This window comes from Kocuria rosea, assembly GCF_006094695.1.
Classification (GTDB): Bacteria; Actinomycetota; Actinomycetes; order Actinomycetales; family Micrococcaceae; genus Kocuria; species Kocuria rosea.
Genome location: NZ_CP035103.1, coordinates 3205139 through 3221080, shown reverse-complemented (window position 1 = coordinate 3221080; position 15942 = coordinate 3205139). Strand labels below are relative to the sequence as shown.

The following is a 15942-nucleotide window of genomic DNA, read 5'->3' as shown; positions in this document are numbered from 1 at the left end:
CGAGAGAGGGGTGAGAGGAGAGGCCGCGCGGGATCGGTGCGCGTGTGGTGCCGGGCATCCGGTGGGGTGTCCGCGGAGGCGGCGTGCACCCGGTCCCCCCGGATCACGGGGGACGGGGTGCCCGCTGCGACGGCCGCGCCTCGGCGCGCCGGCCCGTGGAACCGCAGTGGATCGCCCGGGGGATCCGCCGGCAGCCCTGCCGCCGAATTCCCTTGACACGTCAACTCTAGACAAAAGTCTATGAATAAGAACAGAACGTGCCTGTCCCCACTTCGCCCGACGTTACTGCTCGGTAATGCCGCCGCTTCGGCCCCCGCGGGCCGCGCCCATAGGATGCCGGGGGAGGGCTCCCACCCGGTGGAGCCGGGACCGGAGGACCGCCATGACCCGAGCTTCCCAGCGGCGCCGCGTGCACCGGTACACCGCCGACGGCGGCGGGACCGGACGCGCGGACACCCTGGCCGGTGAGGAGCCCCTGGAGATCCGGCTCGACGGCAGGCCGTTCACCGTCACGATGCGCACCCCGGGTCACGACTTCGACCTCGTGGCCGGGTTCCTCGTCTCCGAGGGCGTGGTGCGCGCGCCGGCCGAGATCGTGCAGATGGACTACCGCAGCGGCGTCGGCCCGGACGGGCAGCGGACCTACAACGTGGTGGAGGTGCGGCTCGCGCCGGGGGTCGCCCTGCCGGACACCTCCATGGAGCGGCACGTCTACACGTCGTCGTCGTGCGGGGTCTGCGGCACGGCGTCCATCGAGGCCGTCACCAAGGTCTCCTCGTTCGACCCCGCCGCGGACCGGACCGGGCTCCCCGTGCCCGCGCTGCTCGCCCTGCCGGACCGGCTGCGCACCGGGCAGAAGCTGTTCGCCACGACCGGCGGCGTCCACGCCGCGGGGCTCTTCCGCTTCCCGGACGGCCCCGACGGCGACGGTGCCGGCGAGCCCGAGCTGCTGTGCGTGCGCGAGGACGTGGGGCGGCACAACGCCGTGGACAAGGTGGTGGGCTGGGCCCTGCGCGAGAATCTCCTGCCTCTGGGCTCCACCGTGCTCCAGGTCTCGGGCCGCGCCTCGTTCGAGCTGGTGCAGAAGGCGTACATGGCCGGCGTCCCGGCGCTCGCGGCCGTCTCGGCGCCCTCGGCACTCGCCGTGGACCTCGCGGAGCAGACGGGGGTCACCCTGCTCGGCTTCAGCCGCGGCACCTCCTTCAACGCCTATGCGCACCGGGAGCGCCTGGTCCCCTGAGCGGGCGGGGGAGCGCCCCGCCGCTGGCTACGATGGGGTCATGAAGCCCTTCCTGCTGCTCGCCACCCGCGCCGAGGACGACGTCGCGGACGAGGAGTACGAGACCATCTGCCGCTTCAGCGGCCTGCAGGAGAGCCACCTCCACCGGGTCCGGCTGGAGGCGGGGCCCATGCCGCCGATCGACCTCGAGCGCTACTCCGGGGTCGTCATCGGCGGGTCCCCGTTCAACTCCTCCGACCCGCCGCAGCTGAAGTCGGAGGTGCAGCGGCGGGCCGAGTCCGAGATGCGGGACCTGCTCGACGAGGTGGTCGCCCGGGACTTCCCGTTCCTCGGCGCCTGCTACGGCGTCGGCACCCTGGGCACGCACCAGGGTGGGATCGTGGACCGCACCCGCGGCGAGGAGATCGGCGTCATCGAGGTCACCCTGACCGAGGAGGGGCTGCGGGACCCGCTGCTCCGGGAGTTCCCGCCGGCGTTCCACGGGTTCGTGGGGCACAAGGAGGGCACGCGCACCCTGGCGCCCGCAGCCGTCCTGCTCGCGACCGGCGCGGACTGCCCCGTCCAGATGTTCCGGATCAAGCAGAACCTCTACGCGACCCAGTTCCATCCCGAGCTCGACGCCCCCGCCCTGCTCCGCCGGATCGAGGCGTACAAGGAGCACGGGTACTTCCCGCCGGCCGAGGCCGAGGACGTCAAGGACCGGATCCGCACGGGGCCGCCCGTGACCGAGCCCGAGAGGATCCTCGCCGCCTTCGTGGACCGCTACGCCCGCTGACGCGTCGCGGACGGGCCCGTCCCGTCCTCGCCGCACGACGCGGAGCGACTTCTCCGAGATCTGAGAGAGCGCTCTCTTGACGGTGTGAGCCACGGCACATACAGTCGAGGCACAGCGGAGAGAGCGCTCTCTCAAGAGCAGCTCCTCTCCAGCCCTTCACACAAGGAGTGACCGTGGGACACACGCGACTCAAGCGAACGACAGCCCTGGCGGGTGCGGCGGCACTGGCAGCCGTCGCCACGGGGTGCGGCGGGGGCGGAGGCGAGCCGGCCAGCGCCGACAACCCCGTCGAACTCACCGTCACCACCTTCGGGACCTTCGGCTACGACGACCTCTACGGCGAGTACGAGGAGCTGAACCCGGGCGTGACCATCAAGGCCACGAACATCGACCGCGGCTCGAACGCGCGCACGGACGCCTTCACCAAGATCGCCGCCGGGTCCGGGCTCAGCGACGTCACCGCCATCGAGGAGGGCTGGCTCGGCTCGATCATGGAGGTCTCCGACCAATTCGTGGACCTCAACGAGCACGGCGCGGCCGACATCAAGGACAACTGGGTGCCGTGGAAGTTCGAGCAGGGGACCGACCCGGAGGGCCGCGTCATCGGGTACGGCACCGACATCGGCCCCCAGGGCCTCTGCTACAACGGAAAGCTCTTCGAGGAGGCCGGTCTGCCCAGCGACCGCGAGGAGGTCGCGGAGCTCTTCGGCGGCGACGACGCCACCTGGGAGACCTACTTCGAGCTCGGCCGCGAGTACCAGGAGACCACGGGCAAGGCCTGGTACGACCAGTCCGGCTTCGTGTGGAACTCGATGGTCAACCAGCTCGACGAGGGCTACTACACCGCCGACGGCGAGCTGAACGTGGAGGGCAACGAGCAGCTGCGCGAGCGCTTCGACCTGCTCGCCGCGGGCACGCTGGACGGCCTCTCCGCCAACCAGACCCAGTTCGACTGGGGCAACGGCCAGGCCTTCGTGGACGGCTCCTTCGCGACCTTCGTCTGCCCCGGCTGGATGCTCGGCACCATCGAGGGCCAGCTCGAGTCCGCCGGCGGCGGCGAGGGCAGCGGGTGGGACTTCGCCGACGTCTTCCCGGGCGGCGCCTCCAACTGGGGCGGCGCGTTCCTCTCCGTCCCGGAGACCTCCGAGCACCCGGAGGAGGCGGCGAAGCTCGCGGCCTGGCTCACCGCGCCCGAGCAGCAGGTCAAGCAGTCGGCCAAGGCGAACAACTTCCCCAGCACCATCGAGGCCCAGGAGAAGCTGGTCGAGGACGCCGAACCGAACCCCGTGTTCAACGACGCACCCACCGGGGTGATCCTCGCGTCCCGCGCCGAGGGGGTCGTCGCCCAGTTCAAGGGCCCGCACGACTCCGTGATCCAGGAGAACGTCTTCCTGCCGCCGCTGAAGCGCCTCGACGCCGGGACCGCCACGGCCGACGAGGCCTGGGACGAGGCCCTCGCGCTTCTCGACGACCTGGTCGTCAACAACTAGCAGGACCCGGCCACGGGGCCTCCGGAATCCGCCGGAGGCCCCCTCACGGAAGCGCGAGACCCTCATGACCACGACAGCCCACCGCCCCGCCGCCGCGGCGCCCGCCGCGCCGGCGCCGAGTCCGCCCAGGCCGACCCGCAGACAGCGGCTCATCGTCCTGGACCTGAAAGCCTCCCCCTACCTGTACATCGCGCCCTTCTTCGTCCTCTTCGGAGTGGTGGGGCTCTTCCCGCTCGGGTACACGTTCTTCGTCTCGCTCTTCGACTGGCACCTGCTCACCGGCCGGGGCGAGTTCGTGGGGCTGGGCAACTTCACCGAGGTGCTGCGGGACCGGTTCTTCTGGAACTCGCTGTTCAACACGGTGAGCATCTTCCTGCTCTCGAGCATCCCGCAGCTGGCGGCCGCGGTACTGATCGCGGCGGTCCTGGACCAGAACCTGCGCGCCAGGACGCTGTGGCAGATGAGCGTGCTGCTGCCCTACGTGGTCACCCCGGTGGCCGTGGCCATGATCTTCACGAACATGTTCGGCGAGCAGTACGGGCTCATCAACAACATCCTCGGCAGCTTCGGGGTCGACCCGATCCTGTGGAAGAACGAGACGCTGCCCAGCCACATCGCCATCGCCGCCATGGTCAACTGGCGCTGGACCGGCTACAACGCGCTGATCCTGCTCGCGGCGATGCAGGCGGTGCCCCGTGACCTGTACGACGCCGGCGCGATCGACGGCGCGGGCCCTCTCCGCCGGTTCTTCAGCATCACCCTGCCGAGCATCCGTCCCACGATGGTGTTCGTGGTCATCACGACCACCATCGGCGGCCTCCAGATCTTCACGGAGCCGAGGCTCTTCGACCCCGTGGCCGCGGGCGGCACGCAGCGCCAGTTCCAGACCACGGTCCTCTACCTCTGGGAGATGGCCTTCCAGCGGCAGAACTTCGGCAAGGCCGCGACCATCGCTTGGCTGCTCTTCCTCCTCATCCTGCTCTTCGGCCTGGTCAACTACCTGGTCTCGCGCCGCATCGCGACGGCGTCCGACGGGGGGAGGCCGCCGCGCAGGACCGGGCGCGGGGCCGGTCGGCGGCGGAGGCCGCGTGCGGTGGACGCCGTCGTCCCCGACGCGGCGGCGAACACCGGCACCGGCGCGCCACGGGCGGCCGCAGCACCGACGACCACGAGGAGGACACGATGACCGTCACCGGCGCACCCACGAGGACCAGGACGCGGCGGCCGCGGGCGGTGCCCGTGCGCCGGCGGATCTTCGGGGACGGGCACCGCCCCGGCTTCCTCACCTACGGCCTGCTGTCCGCGTTCTTCCTGGCCAGCGCCTATCCGCTGTGGTGGTCGGTGATCATCGGCAGCCGCTCCAACGAGGCCCTCGGGCGCACCTGGCCGCCGCTGCTGCCGGGCGGCAACTTCTGGACGAACGTGGGCGAGGTCTTCGACACCATCCCCTTCTGGCTGGCCCTCGGCAACAGCGTGCTCATCTCGGGGATCATCACCGTCTCGGTGGTCACGTTCTCCACCCTCGCCGGGTACGCGTTCGCCAAGCTGCGGTTCAAGGGGCGCGACGGCCTCATGGTCGCGGTCGTCGCGACCATGGCCATCCCCACGCAGCTCGGCATCATCCCGCTGTTCATGCTCATGCGCGAGCTCGGCTGGACCGGCGAGATCGGGGCGGTCGTCGTGCCCACCCTCGTCACGGCGTTCGGCGTGTTCTTCATGCGCCAGTACCTCGTGGACGTCATCCCCGACGAGCTCATCGAGTCGGCCCGGATGGACGGGGCGTCGATGATCTCCACCTTCTGGCACGTCGCGCTCCCCGCGGCCCGCCCGGCCATGGCCATCCTCGGCCTGTTCACCTTCATGACGGCGTGGACCGACTTCCTGTGGCCGCTGCTCGTCCTCGACGCGAGCAACCCCACCCTGCAGACGGCGCTGAGCCAGCTGCAGTCGGCCCGCTACGTGGACTACTCGATCGTCCTCGCCGGCGCCGTCATGGCCACGCTTCCCCTCCTGGCGCTCTTCGCCGTCGCGGGCAGACAACTCATTTCCGGAATCATGCAAGGAGCAGTGAAGGGCTAATGCCGAACAACGCAGAAGACGCAGCCGTGCACCACCGCAGCTGGCCCGAGGGCTTCCTCTGGGGCTCGGCCACCGCCGCGGCCCAGGTGGAGGGCGCCGGGCACGAGGGCGGCAAGGAGGACTCCGTCTGGGACGCCTTCGCCCGTCTGCCGGGCGCCGTGGCCAACGGCGACACCCTGGAGGACGCCGTGCAGCACTACCACCGGATGCCCGAGGACGTGCGGATCATGAAGGAGCTCGGGCTCGGCTCCTACCGCTTCTCCACGAGCTGGGCGCGGGTGCGTCCCGGTGACCGGGCCCCGAACCCCGAGGGCCTGGACTTCTACTCCCGCCTGGTCGACGAGCTGCTCGAGGCCGGCATCCTGCCCTGGCTGACCCTGTACCACTGGGACCTGCCGCAGGCGCTCGAGGAGAAGGGCGGGTGGGCCCACCGGGACACCGCGCACCGTTTCCTCGAGTACGCCGACGACGTGCACTCGGTGCTCGGCGACCGGGTGCGGCACTGGACCACGTTCAACGAGCCCTTCTGCTCGTCGCTGCTCGGCTACGCGGCCGGGGTCCACGCGCCCGGCCGGCAGGACCCCCGGGCCGCCGTCGCCGCCGTGCACCACCAGCACCTGGCCCACGGCCTCGCGGTCGAGCACCTGCGGTCCCGCGGTGCCGAGCACCTGGGCATCACCCTCAACCTCAGCAACTCGATCCCCCGAGACCCCTCGGACCCGGTGGACCTCGACGCCGCCCGGCGGTTCGACTCCCTGCAGAACCGCCTCTTCCTGGACCCCATCCTGCGCGGCGCGTACCCCGAGGACACCCTCGCGGACCTGGACCGGTTCGGCCTCCGCGATCTCGTCCGGGACGGTGACCTCGCGACCATCGGGGCGCCCCTCGACTTCCTCGGCGTGAACCACTACCACGACGACCTCATCAGCGGGCACCCGGAGTCCTCCGGCGGCGACGGCCACTCCGGCGGCGCCAGCCGCCCCACGTCCTCATGCTGGATCGGCTCCGAGGACATCGCGTTCCCGAGCCGCGGCCTGCCGCGCACGGCGATGGACTGGGAGGTGAACCCGGACGGGCTGCGGAAGCTCCTGGTGCGCCTGGGCGAGGAGTACCCCGCGCTCCCGCCCCTGTACGTCACCGAGAACGGCGCCGCCTACGACGACGTCGTCAGCGACGACGGCGCCGTCCACGACACGGAGCGCACCGAGTTCGTCCTCGGCCACATCGCGGCCGTGGGGGAGGCCATCGACCAGGGCGCGGACGTCCGCGGCTACTTCGTGTGGTCGCTGCTGGACAACTTCGAGTGGTCGTGGGGCTACGGCAAGCGCTTCGGCGTGGTCCGGGTGGACTACGGGACGTTCGAGCGCACGGTCAAGGACAGCGGTCGCGCCTACGCCGGGGTCATCGCCGCCGCCGCGGACCGCACGCCGGTGGCCCCGTCCACGGGCGCCTAGCATTGATGCCAGCCCACCCGCCGAGAGCACCGGAGATGATCATGACGCAGCGCGCAGGCGGCCCCCGGCCCGTGCCGACGCTCGAGATGGTGGCCGCGCTGGCCGGGGTCTCGCGGGCGACCGTGTCCCGGGTGGTGAACGACTCGCCCAGCGTCGACCCCGAGCTGGCGCAGTCGGTGCGGAAGGCCATCGAGGCCCTCGACTACACCCCGAACCGGGCGGCGCGTTCGCTGGCGAAGCGACGGGCCAACTCGGTCGCCCTGATCATCCCGAGTCCACGTCCAAGGTGTTCGCGGACCCGTTCTTCACGACCGTGGTCCAGGGCATCGCGATGTACCTGACGGACACCGACTTCACCCTGAACATGGTCATCGCGTCCGAGGCGAAGCCCGAGAAGACCCGCAGCTTCCTGCTCGGCGGCAACGTGGACGGTGCCCTGGTGGTCTCGCACCACAGCGGCGACCACTCGTGGACCCACCTCTCGGGGTCGCTGCCCATGGTGTTCGCGGGTCGCCCGCTCGTCGGCGCCGAGGACGCCTACTACGTGGAGGTCGAGAACGAGGCTGCCGCCTGCAGCGCCACCCGGCTGCTCACCGCGAGCGGGCGGCGGAGCATCGCGACCATCGCCGGGCCGCAGGACATGCCCCCGGGCATCGACCGGCTGGCGGGCTGGCGGACCGCGGTGCGGGAGGCCGGGCTGGACGAGCAGCTGGTGGAGGTGGGCGACTTCACGCTCGCCTCGGGGGCCCGGGCCATGCAGCGGCTGCTGGACCGCGGCCGGCCGGTCGACGCCGTGTTCGCCGCGAACGACCAGATGGCGGCCGGGGCGTACACCGTGATCCAGGGCCGCGGCCTGCGCATCCCGGAGGACATCGCCGTGGTGGGCTTCGACGACGACTCCTTCGCGACGTCGGTGACCCCCGCGCTGACCACGGTGAACCACCCGATCGTCGAGCTCGGCCGGAAGATGGCCGAGACCCTCGTCGACATGATCGAGGGCCGGCCGACGGACCGGGTGACCATCATGTCGACCTCGCTCGTGCTCCGGGACTCCGTCTAGTCCTTCCCGCCCCGAGCCGGGCGACGCCCCGGCGCCGTCGTCGGCGTCCCCGGATCCTCCCCGAAAGGCCACCATGCCCCCTCCAGCCCTCCCCGCCCCGGTGACGGGCGACGACCCCGCGACGGCGACCGGCCGTCCCGTGCACTGGGGCGTCGTCGCCACCGGGTCGATCGCCGGCCGCGTGGTCGAGGACCTGGCGCTGCTCGACGACGCCGTGCTCTCGGCCGTCAGCTCCCGCTCCCGGTCCTCCGCCGAGGCGTTCGCCGAGCGCTTCGGCGCGGCCCGGAGCCACCACGACCACGATGGCACCACCGGCTGGGAGCGCCTCGTCGCGGACCCCGCCGTGGAGGTCGTCTACGTCGCCACGCCCCACGCCCAGCACCACGCCGTGGCCCGCGCGGCCCTCGAGGCCGGCAAGCACGTGCTCTGCGAGAAGCCGCTGACCATGAACGCCCGGGAGGCGGGGGAGCTGCGGGAGCTCGCCCGGGCGCGCGGGCTGTTCCTCATGGAGGCGGTGTGGACGCGCTTCCTGCCGAGCTTCGGGCGCGCCCTCGACATCGTCCGTTCCGGCGAGATCGGCCGGGTCCGCTGGCTCCAGGCGGACCTCGGCGCCCCGGTGCCGTACGACCCCGGGTCCCGGCTCTGGGATCCCGCGGCGGGCGGAGGGGCCCTGCTGGACCTCGCCGTGTACCCGCTCACCTGGGCGCTCGCGGCGCTCGGCGCACCGGCCGGCCTCACGGCCCACGGCGTCCTCCACGAGGACGGCGTGGACCTGCACAACGGCCTGACCCTCACCTGGGCGGACGGCGCGCACGCCCACCTCACCACGTCCATCGAGACGGACTGCCCGGGCACGGTGACCATCAGCGGGACGGACGGCTGGCTGCGCACCGGGGCGCCCCTCTACCACCCCGGTGAGCTCGTGGTCCGGTCCGGGGGAGCCGCGCCGCGGACCGAGCGCTTCCGGGCCGCCGGGCACGGCTTCGCCCACGAGCTGCGGGAGGTGACCCGGTGCCTCCAGGCCGGCCTGACCGAGAGCCCGCGCATGCCGCTCGCGGACACCGTGCTGGTGCTGGAGCTGCTCGACGACGCGCGCCGGCAGATGGGCCTGCGCTACCGCAGCGACCTGCCCTGACCGGCGGGCGCCACGACGGGGCGCCCCCGAACTGTCGCGTGTCCGGAAGGGACCGGCTGCGGATACCGTGGGAGGCATGACCACGCGCGCCGCCCCCTGGAGGCAGGGATCCCTCGACGACGACCCCTCGGGCCCCGGGCCCCGGCTCCTGCCGTACCACCGGCTCGGCCACGCCGACCCCGACCACCGGTGGTGGAAGCCGCTCGTGGAGCTGCTGCTCTTCGGCGCCTTCTACGGGGTGCTGGCCATCGTGTTCGGCATCGTGTGGGCCGTGGGGCTCGTGGCCGTGCGCGGCGAGGAGGCCCTGGACGAGGTCTTCCTCGGGGGCACGGAGCTGGACATGATGGACCCGGCGATCTTCTTCATGCTGTTCTTCTCCCTGGTCCTCATGATCCCGGCGCTCCTCGCGGCCCGGGCCATCACGGGCCCCCGCCCCCTCGGGCTGCTGCTGTCCGTGACGGGACGGCTGCGCTGGGGCCTCCTCGGCCGGTGCCTCCTCGTGGCCCTTGCCGTCTACGCGGTGGGCCAGGCGGCCGCCCTCCTCGTGGAGTACGCGCTGCTCGGCTCGCTGACCGCCCCGCAGCCGGTGGAGGGCTTCTGGTGGCTGATCGCCATGATCGTGCTGGTGGTCCCGCTGCAGTGCGCGGCGGAGGAGCTCGTCTTCCGGGGCTACCTGCTGCAGACCGTGGGACGGTGGCTGCGCCGGCCCGTGTTCGCGATCCTGCTGCCGGTGCCCCTGTTCACGTTCGGGCACCTGTACGACGCCTGGGGGCTGCTGGCGGTCGCGGTCATGGCGGTCGTCGCCGGCTGGCTGACCTGGCGCACCGGCGGGCTCGAGGCGGCGATCGCCCTGCACGTGGTCAACAACGTCATCGCCACGCTCTTCGGCGCGCTCGGCCTGGCCGACCCGGACGCCGAGGAGTCGTCCTGGGTGGCCCTCGCCCTCTCGGCGGGCCTGCAGCTGCTCTTCGCGTGGCTCGTGGTCCGCGGCGCGCGCCGGCGCGGCGTGGAGGTGACCCGGACCGTGCACCCGCCGCGGCCGGCCCTCCTCCTCGCGGCCGGCCCCGGACCCGGTGGGGAGGGCCGTGGGCCCGGAGCCTGGGTGTGCCCCGGCCCGCCCGCCTGTCCCGGTCACTGGGCGGGACAGGCGCCCGGACGCGCGCCCCAGCACCTTTCGTAGACTGACGGCATGGAACCCCGCACCGCAGTCGACCCCCGGTCCGCCGTCGAGGACCTCGGCCGCTACGTGATGGAGTCGCCGAGCTCCTTCCACGCCGCGCACGCCGCCGCCGCCCGGCTGGAGGAGGCGGGCTTCGTCCGCCTCGACGAGACGGAGGACTGGGCCCGGACCGGCGTCCGCGGGCGGCGCTACGTGCTCCGCGACGGGGCTGTCATCGCGTGGGCCACCCCGGCGGAGGTCCCCCCCGCGGCGGGGTTCCGGATCCTCGGTGCGCACACCGACTCGCCGGGCTTCAAGCTCAAGCCGAGGCCCACCACCACGGCCCACACCTGGCACCAGGCCGGGGTCGAGACCTACGGCGGGGCGCTGCTGAACTCGTGGCTGGACCGCGAGCTGCGCCTGGCGGGCCGGCTCGTGGTCCGCGGGACGGACGGCGCCCCGGTGGAGCACCTGACCGCCACCGGCCCCGTGGCCCGCATCCCGCAGCTCGCCATCCACCTGGACCGCGAGGCCAACAAGGGCCTGCAGCTCGACCGCCAGCAGCACGTGCAGCCGATCTGGGGAGTGGGGCAGCCGGAGGACGCGGACGTCCTCGCGCTGCTGGCCGAGCACGCGGACGGCGGGCCCGTGGACCCGGCCCGCATCGTCGGCTACGACGTGGTGCTGGCGGACGCCCAGCCCCCCGCCGTGTTCGGGCAGGGCGGTACGCTGTTCGCCTCCGGGCGGCTGGACAACCTGTCCTCCGTGCACGCCGGGCTGAGCGCGCTCGCCCGCGAGGCCGAGGCGGTCGAGCAGGGCCGGCACATCGCGGTGCTCGCCGCGTTCGACCACGAGGAGATCGGCTCCCGCACCCGCTCCGGCGCCGCGGGACCGTTCCTCGAGGACGTGCTGGTGCGCATCGGTGAGGGCCTGGGCCGCTCCGCCGCCGAGCACCGGCGCTCCCTGGCCGGGTCCGTGTGCCTGTCCGCCGACGCCGGGCACCTGGTGCACCCCAACTACCAGGGCCACCACGACCCCGTGAACCAGCCGGTGCCGGGGGCGGGGCCGCTGCTGAAGATCAATGCGGACCAGCACTACGCCACGGACGCCGTGGGCGCCGGGATCTGGGCCGAGGCCTGCGCGCGCGCCGGTGTGGGCTACCAGGAGTTCGTCTCCAACAACCGGGTGCCGTGCGGGTCCACCATCGGGCCCATCACCGCGGCCCGGCTGGGGGTGCGCACGATCGACGTCGGCATCGGCCTGCTGTCGATGCACTCGGCCCGGGAGCTGTGCCACGTGGACGACGTCGCCGCCCTCGGGGCGGTCGCGGGGGCCTTCTACACCGCCTGACCCGCCGCGCCGCCGTTCGAGGGGCGCCGTCTGCTCGACCTGCTGCGCGGGGGGTCGCCACTGAACGGTGCGAGTCGGTCGTTCCGTTCGGTGGCGACCCCTCGGCGCGGACGGTCCGCTGCCGGTGAGGGGCGGCTCAGCCGGGGATCGACGCCGTGCCGACCGCGACCCGCTCGGCCGGGAACTGCGGCATCGCGATGTCGGCCATCCGGGCGAGCACCCGCACGACCTGGCAGGAGTAGCCGAACTCGTTGTCGTACCAGACGTAGAGCACCAGCGAGCTGCCGTTGACGATCGTCGCGAGACCGTCGACGACGCCCGCGCGGCGGGAGCCCACGAAGTCGGTGGACACGATCTCGGGGGAGTCGGTGTAGTCGATCTGCTTGCGCAGGGACGAGTTCAGCGAGATGTCCTTCAGGTACTGGTTGACCGCGTCCTCGGACTCCGGGGCCTGCTCGAGCTGCAGGTTGAGGATGGCCATGGACACGTCCGGGGTGGGGACGCGGATCGCGTTGCCCGTCAGCTTGCCGGCCATCTCCGGCAGGGCCTTGGCCACGGCCTTCGCGGCGCCGGTCTCGGTGATGACCATGTTGAGGGCGGCGGAGCGGCCCCGGCGGTCGCCCTTGTGCCAGTTGTCGATGAGGTTCTGGTCGTTGGTGTAGGAGTGGACCGTCTCCACGTGGCCCTGCGCGATGCCGTACTTGTCGTGCAGGACCTTCACGACCGGGGTGATCGCGTTGGTGGTGCAGGACGCGGCGGACAGGATGGTGTCCTCCGGGGTGATGACGTCGTCGTTGACCCCGCACACGATGTTCTTCAGGTCGCCCTTGCCCGGTGCGGTGAGCAGCACCTTGGCCACGCCCTTGGCCTGCAGGTGCTTCGAGAGCCCGGCCTCGTCGCGCCACACGCCCGTGTTGTCCACGACGATCGCGTTGTCGATCCCGTAGGCGGTGTAGTCGATCTCGGTGGGGTCGTTCGCGTAGATGAACTTGATGGCCACCCCGTTGGCCGTGATGACGTCGTTCTCCTCGTCGACGTGGATGGTCCCGTCGAACTTCCCGTGCACCGAGTCGCGGCGCAGGAGGGAGGCGCGCTTGACCAGGTCGTTGCCCGGCTTCTTGCGCACCACGACGGCGCGCAGGTTCAGGCCGGTGCCGTCGTTGCGGTTGATGAGGATGCGGGCGAGCAGGCGGCCGATGCGGCCGAACCCGTAGAGCACCACGTCCTGGGACTCCGGGGAGTTCTGGGCCCTGCGGTCCACCACGGGGGCGAGCTCCTCGCGCAGGAACGACTCGAGGTCCTGGTCCGACTCCTGGGCGAGCCGGTTGAGCTTGCCGAGGTCCACCGCGCAGGTGCCGAGGTTCAGCCCGGACATGGCCTCGAGCAGGCGGGTCGTGTCCTCGAGGGGCAGCTCCTCGCCGTCGATCCGGCGGGCGAAGCGGTGCGCCTTGATGATCTGGGTGACGGACTTGTGCACCAGGGAGCGGCCGTAGACCGTCGGCACGACCTTGTTCTCACGGTGCAGGCGTCCGACCAGGGGGACGATGCCCTCGGCGAGCGACTCGCGGTCGGCCCAGCTTTCAGGAGTGCTCAAGAATGACTCTCTTCCTCGGCCGGGGACGTCATCGTGTCCGGCCGTGACGTGCCGCGCCTCGTTGCGCGGTCGGGTGCGCGCCGCTGCGGTTCGCGCAGGACGCCGCCCTCCATTCTAGGGGCACCGGGGGCGGGAAGGGCTCCCGTTACGGGCCCGGCGGGCCGGTCCGGTGCCGGGGGCGGCGGGGCCGGCGGGTGCTACCGTGAGAGCATGCTGACGGTCATCGGTGAGGCGCTCGTGGACGTGGTCTCGAAGCGCGGCCAGGAGCCCCGCGCGCACGCCGGGGGAAGCCCCATGAACGTGGCCGTGGGCCTGGCCCGGCTCGGCCACGAGGTCCAGTTCCTCGGCCGCTACGGCGAGGACGAGTACGGCACGCAGGTCGAGGCGCACCTGCGGGACAACGGCGTGCTCCTGCCCTTCGACGCCGACACGCGGCCCACCTCCGTGGCCGAGGCCGTCATCGGGGAGGACGGCGCCGCGACCTACGACTTCCAGCTCGACTGGTCCCTGGACCTCTCGGACGAGCAGCTGGCCGAGCTGCTCCGGGACACCTCCCTGCTGCACGTCGGGTCGATCGGGGCGATGCTCGAGCCCGGCGCCTCGAAGGTCCTGCACGCCGTGGAGCAGGCCCACCGCTCGGCCCTGATCTCCTACGACCCCAACTGCCGGCCGTCCATCATCCCGGACTCCTCGGACGCCCGGGCCCGGGCCGAGCAGCTCGTGGCCCTCGCCGACGTCGTGAAGGCCTCGGACGAGGACCTCCTGTGGCTGTACCCCCACCGCAGCGTCGAGGAGAGCGCGGGCGCCTGGCTCAAGGCCGGCGCGGAGCTCGTCGTCGTCACCCGCGGGCCCCTGGGGCCCTGGGCCCGCACCCGCGCCACCGGGCCGCGCGGGGTGGAGGTGCCCGCCGCCCGCACCACGGTCGTGGACACCGTGGGGGCCGGGGACTCCTTCATGGCCGCGCTGCTCGGCTGGCTCACCGACCACGGCTACACGGGCGCGCCGGCCCGCGAGCGGATCGACAACCTGGACGAGCAGCAGGTCGGCGAGCTGCTGCGCTACGCCGCCGCGGCGGCCGGCGTCACGGTCTCCCGCGCCGGCGCGGACCTGCCCCGCAAGGACGAGCTGCCCGCGCCCTGACCCGTCCCGCCCCGACCCCCACCCGGTCCCGTCCCGAAGGAGAGCCCGTGCCCGAGCGCGATCCGTACGCCGACCTGCCCGACCTGCCGAGCTTCACCCTCACCTCCGAGGACATCTCCGACGGCGGCCCGCTCGCCCCGGCCCAGCTCTCGGGCATCATGGGCGCCGGTGGCCAGGACGTGTCCCCGCAGCTGAGCTGGTCCGGGGCCCCGGAGGGCACGAAGAGCTACGTGGTCACGGTCTTCGACCCGGACGCCCCGACTCCCAGCGGCTTCTGGCACTGGTGCCTGTCCAACATCCCCGCCGACGTCACCTCCCTCGCGCGCGGCGCGGCGTCCGACCCTCCGGCCGGGGCGGTCAAGCACCGCAACGACGGTGGCACCGACGAGTACGTGGGCGCCGCCCCGCCCCCCGGCCACGGGCCGCACCGCTACATCGTGTGCGTGACCGCCGTGGGCGAGGAGCAGATCGAGGTCGACGAGAGCGCCAGCCCCGCCGTCGTCAACTTCCAGCTCTTCAGCTCCGGGATCGCCCGCGCCTGCCTCACCGGGACGCACGAGGCCTAGGTGGCAGTACACCCGTGAGCCCTGATCCGGAGGTCCCCGGGACGGCGCCGATCCGGATGATCGCCAGCGACCTCGACGGCACCGTCCTGGGGCACGACTTCCGCTTCCGCCCGCGCACCGTCGACGCGATCCGCGCCGCCCAGGACAGCGGCATCCACGTGGTGTTCGTGACGGGCCGGCCCATGCGCTGGCTCGACCCGCTGCGCGAGCAGCTCGGCCACGAGGGCGTGGTCATCTGCTCGAACGGGGCGGTGGTCTACGACCTCAGCGCCGACCTGGTCGTGGAGTCGAGCCTGTTCCCGGCCCGGGACGCCTTCGCGGTCATGGACGAGGTCGCGGCCCGGCACCCCGGCACGCTGTTCGCGGCGGAGACCCTCGAGGGGGTCTTCACGGACCACGGGTGGGCCAGGACCGACCGGATGGAGGTCGGCGCCCCCCTGGTCGGGGCGCTGCGGGACCGGCTGCCGGAGGACCAGGGGCTGGTGAAGTTCCTGGCCAAGCTGGACACCGCCGAGCCGCAGGAGTACTTCCGGGCGCTCGCCGAGCTCGTGGCCGGCAGGCTGTCCGTGACGCACTCCGTGGCGGCGGCCCCGCTCGTGGAGATGGGGCAGAAGGGGCTCACCAAGGCGCGCACCCTCGAGCAGTACGCGGCCGAGCGCGGCATCCGCCCGCACGAGGTGATGGCCTTCGGCGACATGCCCAACGACCTCGAGATGCTCACGTGGGCCGCCCACGGCTACGCCATGGCGAGCGGGCACCCCGCGGTCGCGCGGGCCGTGGGCCGCACGGCCCCGCCGTTCGAGGAAGACGGGGTGGCCCAGGTGATCGAGGCCCTGCTGCGCGGCGGCCGACCTGGCGCGTCATGGGCGGGACAATCCGCTACCACGGGGTAACAATAGG

At 72.5% G+C, this 15942-nt stretch carries 13 protein-coding genes and 1 pseudogene; 13 read left to right on the top strand and 1 reads right to left on the bottom strand.

All coding sequences use genetic code 11. The features are described from left to right. The first annotated feature begins 382 nt into the window (after nucleotides 1-382). The 10 genes and pseudogenes from fdhD (at nucleotide 383) to EQG70_RS14640 (ending at nucleotide 11742) form a co-directional block, all read left to right on the top strand. A complete protein-coding gene (fdhD, locus tag EQG70_RS14685; RefSeq protein ID WP_109268616.1) occupies nucleotides 383-1240 on the top strand; it encodes a formate dehydrogenase accessory sulfurtransferase FdhD in 858 nt (285 codons plus the stop codon). A 40-nt stretch (nucleotides 1241-1280) separates the two neighbouring features. Beyond that, nucleotides 1281-2015, top strand: a complete 735-nt coding sequence (locus tag EQG70_RS14680; protein WP_017832102.1) for a glutamine amidotransferase — start codon at nucleotides 1281-1283, stop codon at nucleotides 2013-2015. Nucleotides 2016-2188: 173 nt separating this feature from the next. Then, nucleotides 2189-3505, top strand: a complete 1317-nt coding sequence (locus EQG70_RS14675; protein WP_017832101.1) for an ABC transporter substrate-binding protein — start codon at nucleotides 2189-2191, stop codon at nucleotides 3503-3505. 64 nt (nucleotides 3506-3569) lie between these two features. After that, nucleotides 3570-4691, top strand: a complete 1122-nt coding sequence (locus EQG70_RS14670) for a carbohydrate ABC transporter permease (protein WP_017832100.1) — start codon at nucleotides 3570-3572, stop codon at nucleotides 4689-4691. Further along, complete coding sequence (locus EQG70_RS14665; protein ID WP_017832099.1) at nucleotides 4688-5584, top strand: carbohydrate ABC transporter permease; 897 nt, start codon at nucleotides 4688-4690, stop codon at nucleotides 5582-5584. Before EQG70_RS14670 ends, EQG70_RS14665 begins: the two co-directional genes overlap by 4 nt. Then, nucleotides 5584-7038, top strand: coding sequence for a GH1 family beta-glucosidase (locus tag EQG70_RS14660; RefSeq protein WP_017832098.1), 1455 nt, complete (start codon nucleotides 5584-5586; stop codon nucleotides 7036-7038). Before EQG70_RS14665 ends, EQG70_RS14660 begins: the two co-directional genes overlap by 1 nt. 41 nt (nucleotides 7039-7079) lie before the next feature. Further along, nucleotides 7080-8098 (top strand): annotated as a pseudogene (locus tag EQG70_RS14655) (LacI family DNA-binding transcriptional regulator). 73 nt (nucleotides 8099-8171) lie between these two features. After that, on the top strand, nucleotides 8172-9233 hold the full coding sequence (locus EQG70_RS14650; RefSeq protein WP_043738391.1) for a Gfo/Idh/MocA family protein: 1062 nt from the start codon (nucleotides 8172-8174) through the stop codon (nucleotides 9231-9233). 76 nt (nucleotides 9234-9309) lie between these two features. Next, nucleotides 9310-10413 (top strand): CPBP family intramembrane glutamic endopeptidase, encoded by a 1104-nt coding sequence (locus tag EQG70_RS14645; protein WP_017832095.1) that lies wholly within the window; start codon nucleotides 9310-9312, stop codon nucleotides 10411-10413. 9 nt (nucleotides 10414-10422) lie between these two features. Next, entirely contained in the window at nucleotides 10423-11742 is a 1320-nt protein-coding gene (locus EQG70_RS14640; protein ID WP_035925927.1) for a M18 family aminopeptidase, read from the top strand. A gap of 136 nt (nucleotides 11743-11878) precedes the next feature. On the opposite strand, the gene EQG70_RS14635 is transcribed toward EQG70_RS14640, so the two are convergent. Next, complete coding sequence (locus EQG70_RS14635) at nucleotides 11879-13336, bottom strand: glyceraldehyde-3-phosphate dehydrogenase (RefSeq protein WP_017832093.1); 1458 nt, start codon at nucleotides 13334-13336, stop codon at nucleotides 11879-11881. Between the two features lie 210 nt (nucleotides 13337-13546). Here EQG70_RS14635 and EQG70_RS14625 point away from each other — a divergent pair, with 210 nt between their 5' ends. From EQG70_RS14625 to EQG70_RS14615, 3 genes are read left to right on the top strand one after another with little or no spacing between them, the layout of a single operon-like run. After that, nucleotides 13547-14476, top strand: coding sequence for a carbohydrate kinase family protein (locus EQG70_RS14625; protein ID WP_035925929.1), 930 nt, complete (start codon nucleotides 13547-13549; stop codon nucleotides 14474-14476). A 47-nt stretch (nucleotides 14477-14523) separates the two neighbouring features. Then, nucleotides 14524-15042, top strand: coding sequence for a YbhB/YbcL family Raf kinase inhibitor-like protein (locus EQG70_RS14620; RefSeq protein ID WP_017832091.1), 519 nt, complete (start codon nucleotides 14524-14526; stop codon nucleotides 15040-15042). Between the two features lie 14 nt (nucleotides 15043-15056). Continuing rightward, nucleotides 15057-15935, top strand: a complete 879-nt coding sequence (locus EQG70_RS14615) for an HAD family hydrolase (RefSeq protein ID WP_229587237.1) — start codon at nucleotides 15057-15059, stop codon at nucleotides 15933-15935. Nucleotides 15936-15942 lie beyond the last annotated feature (7 nt).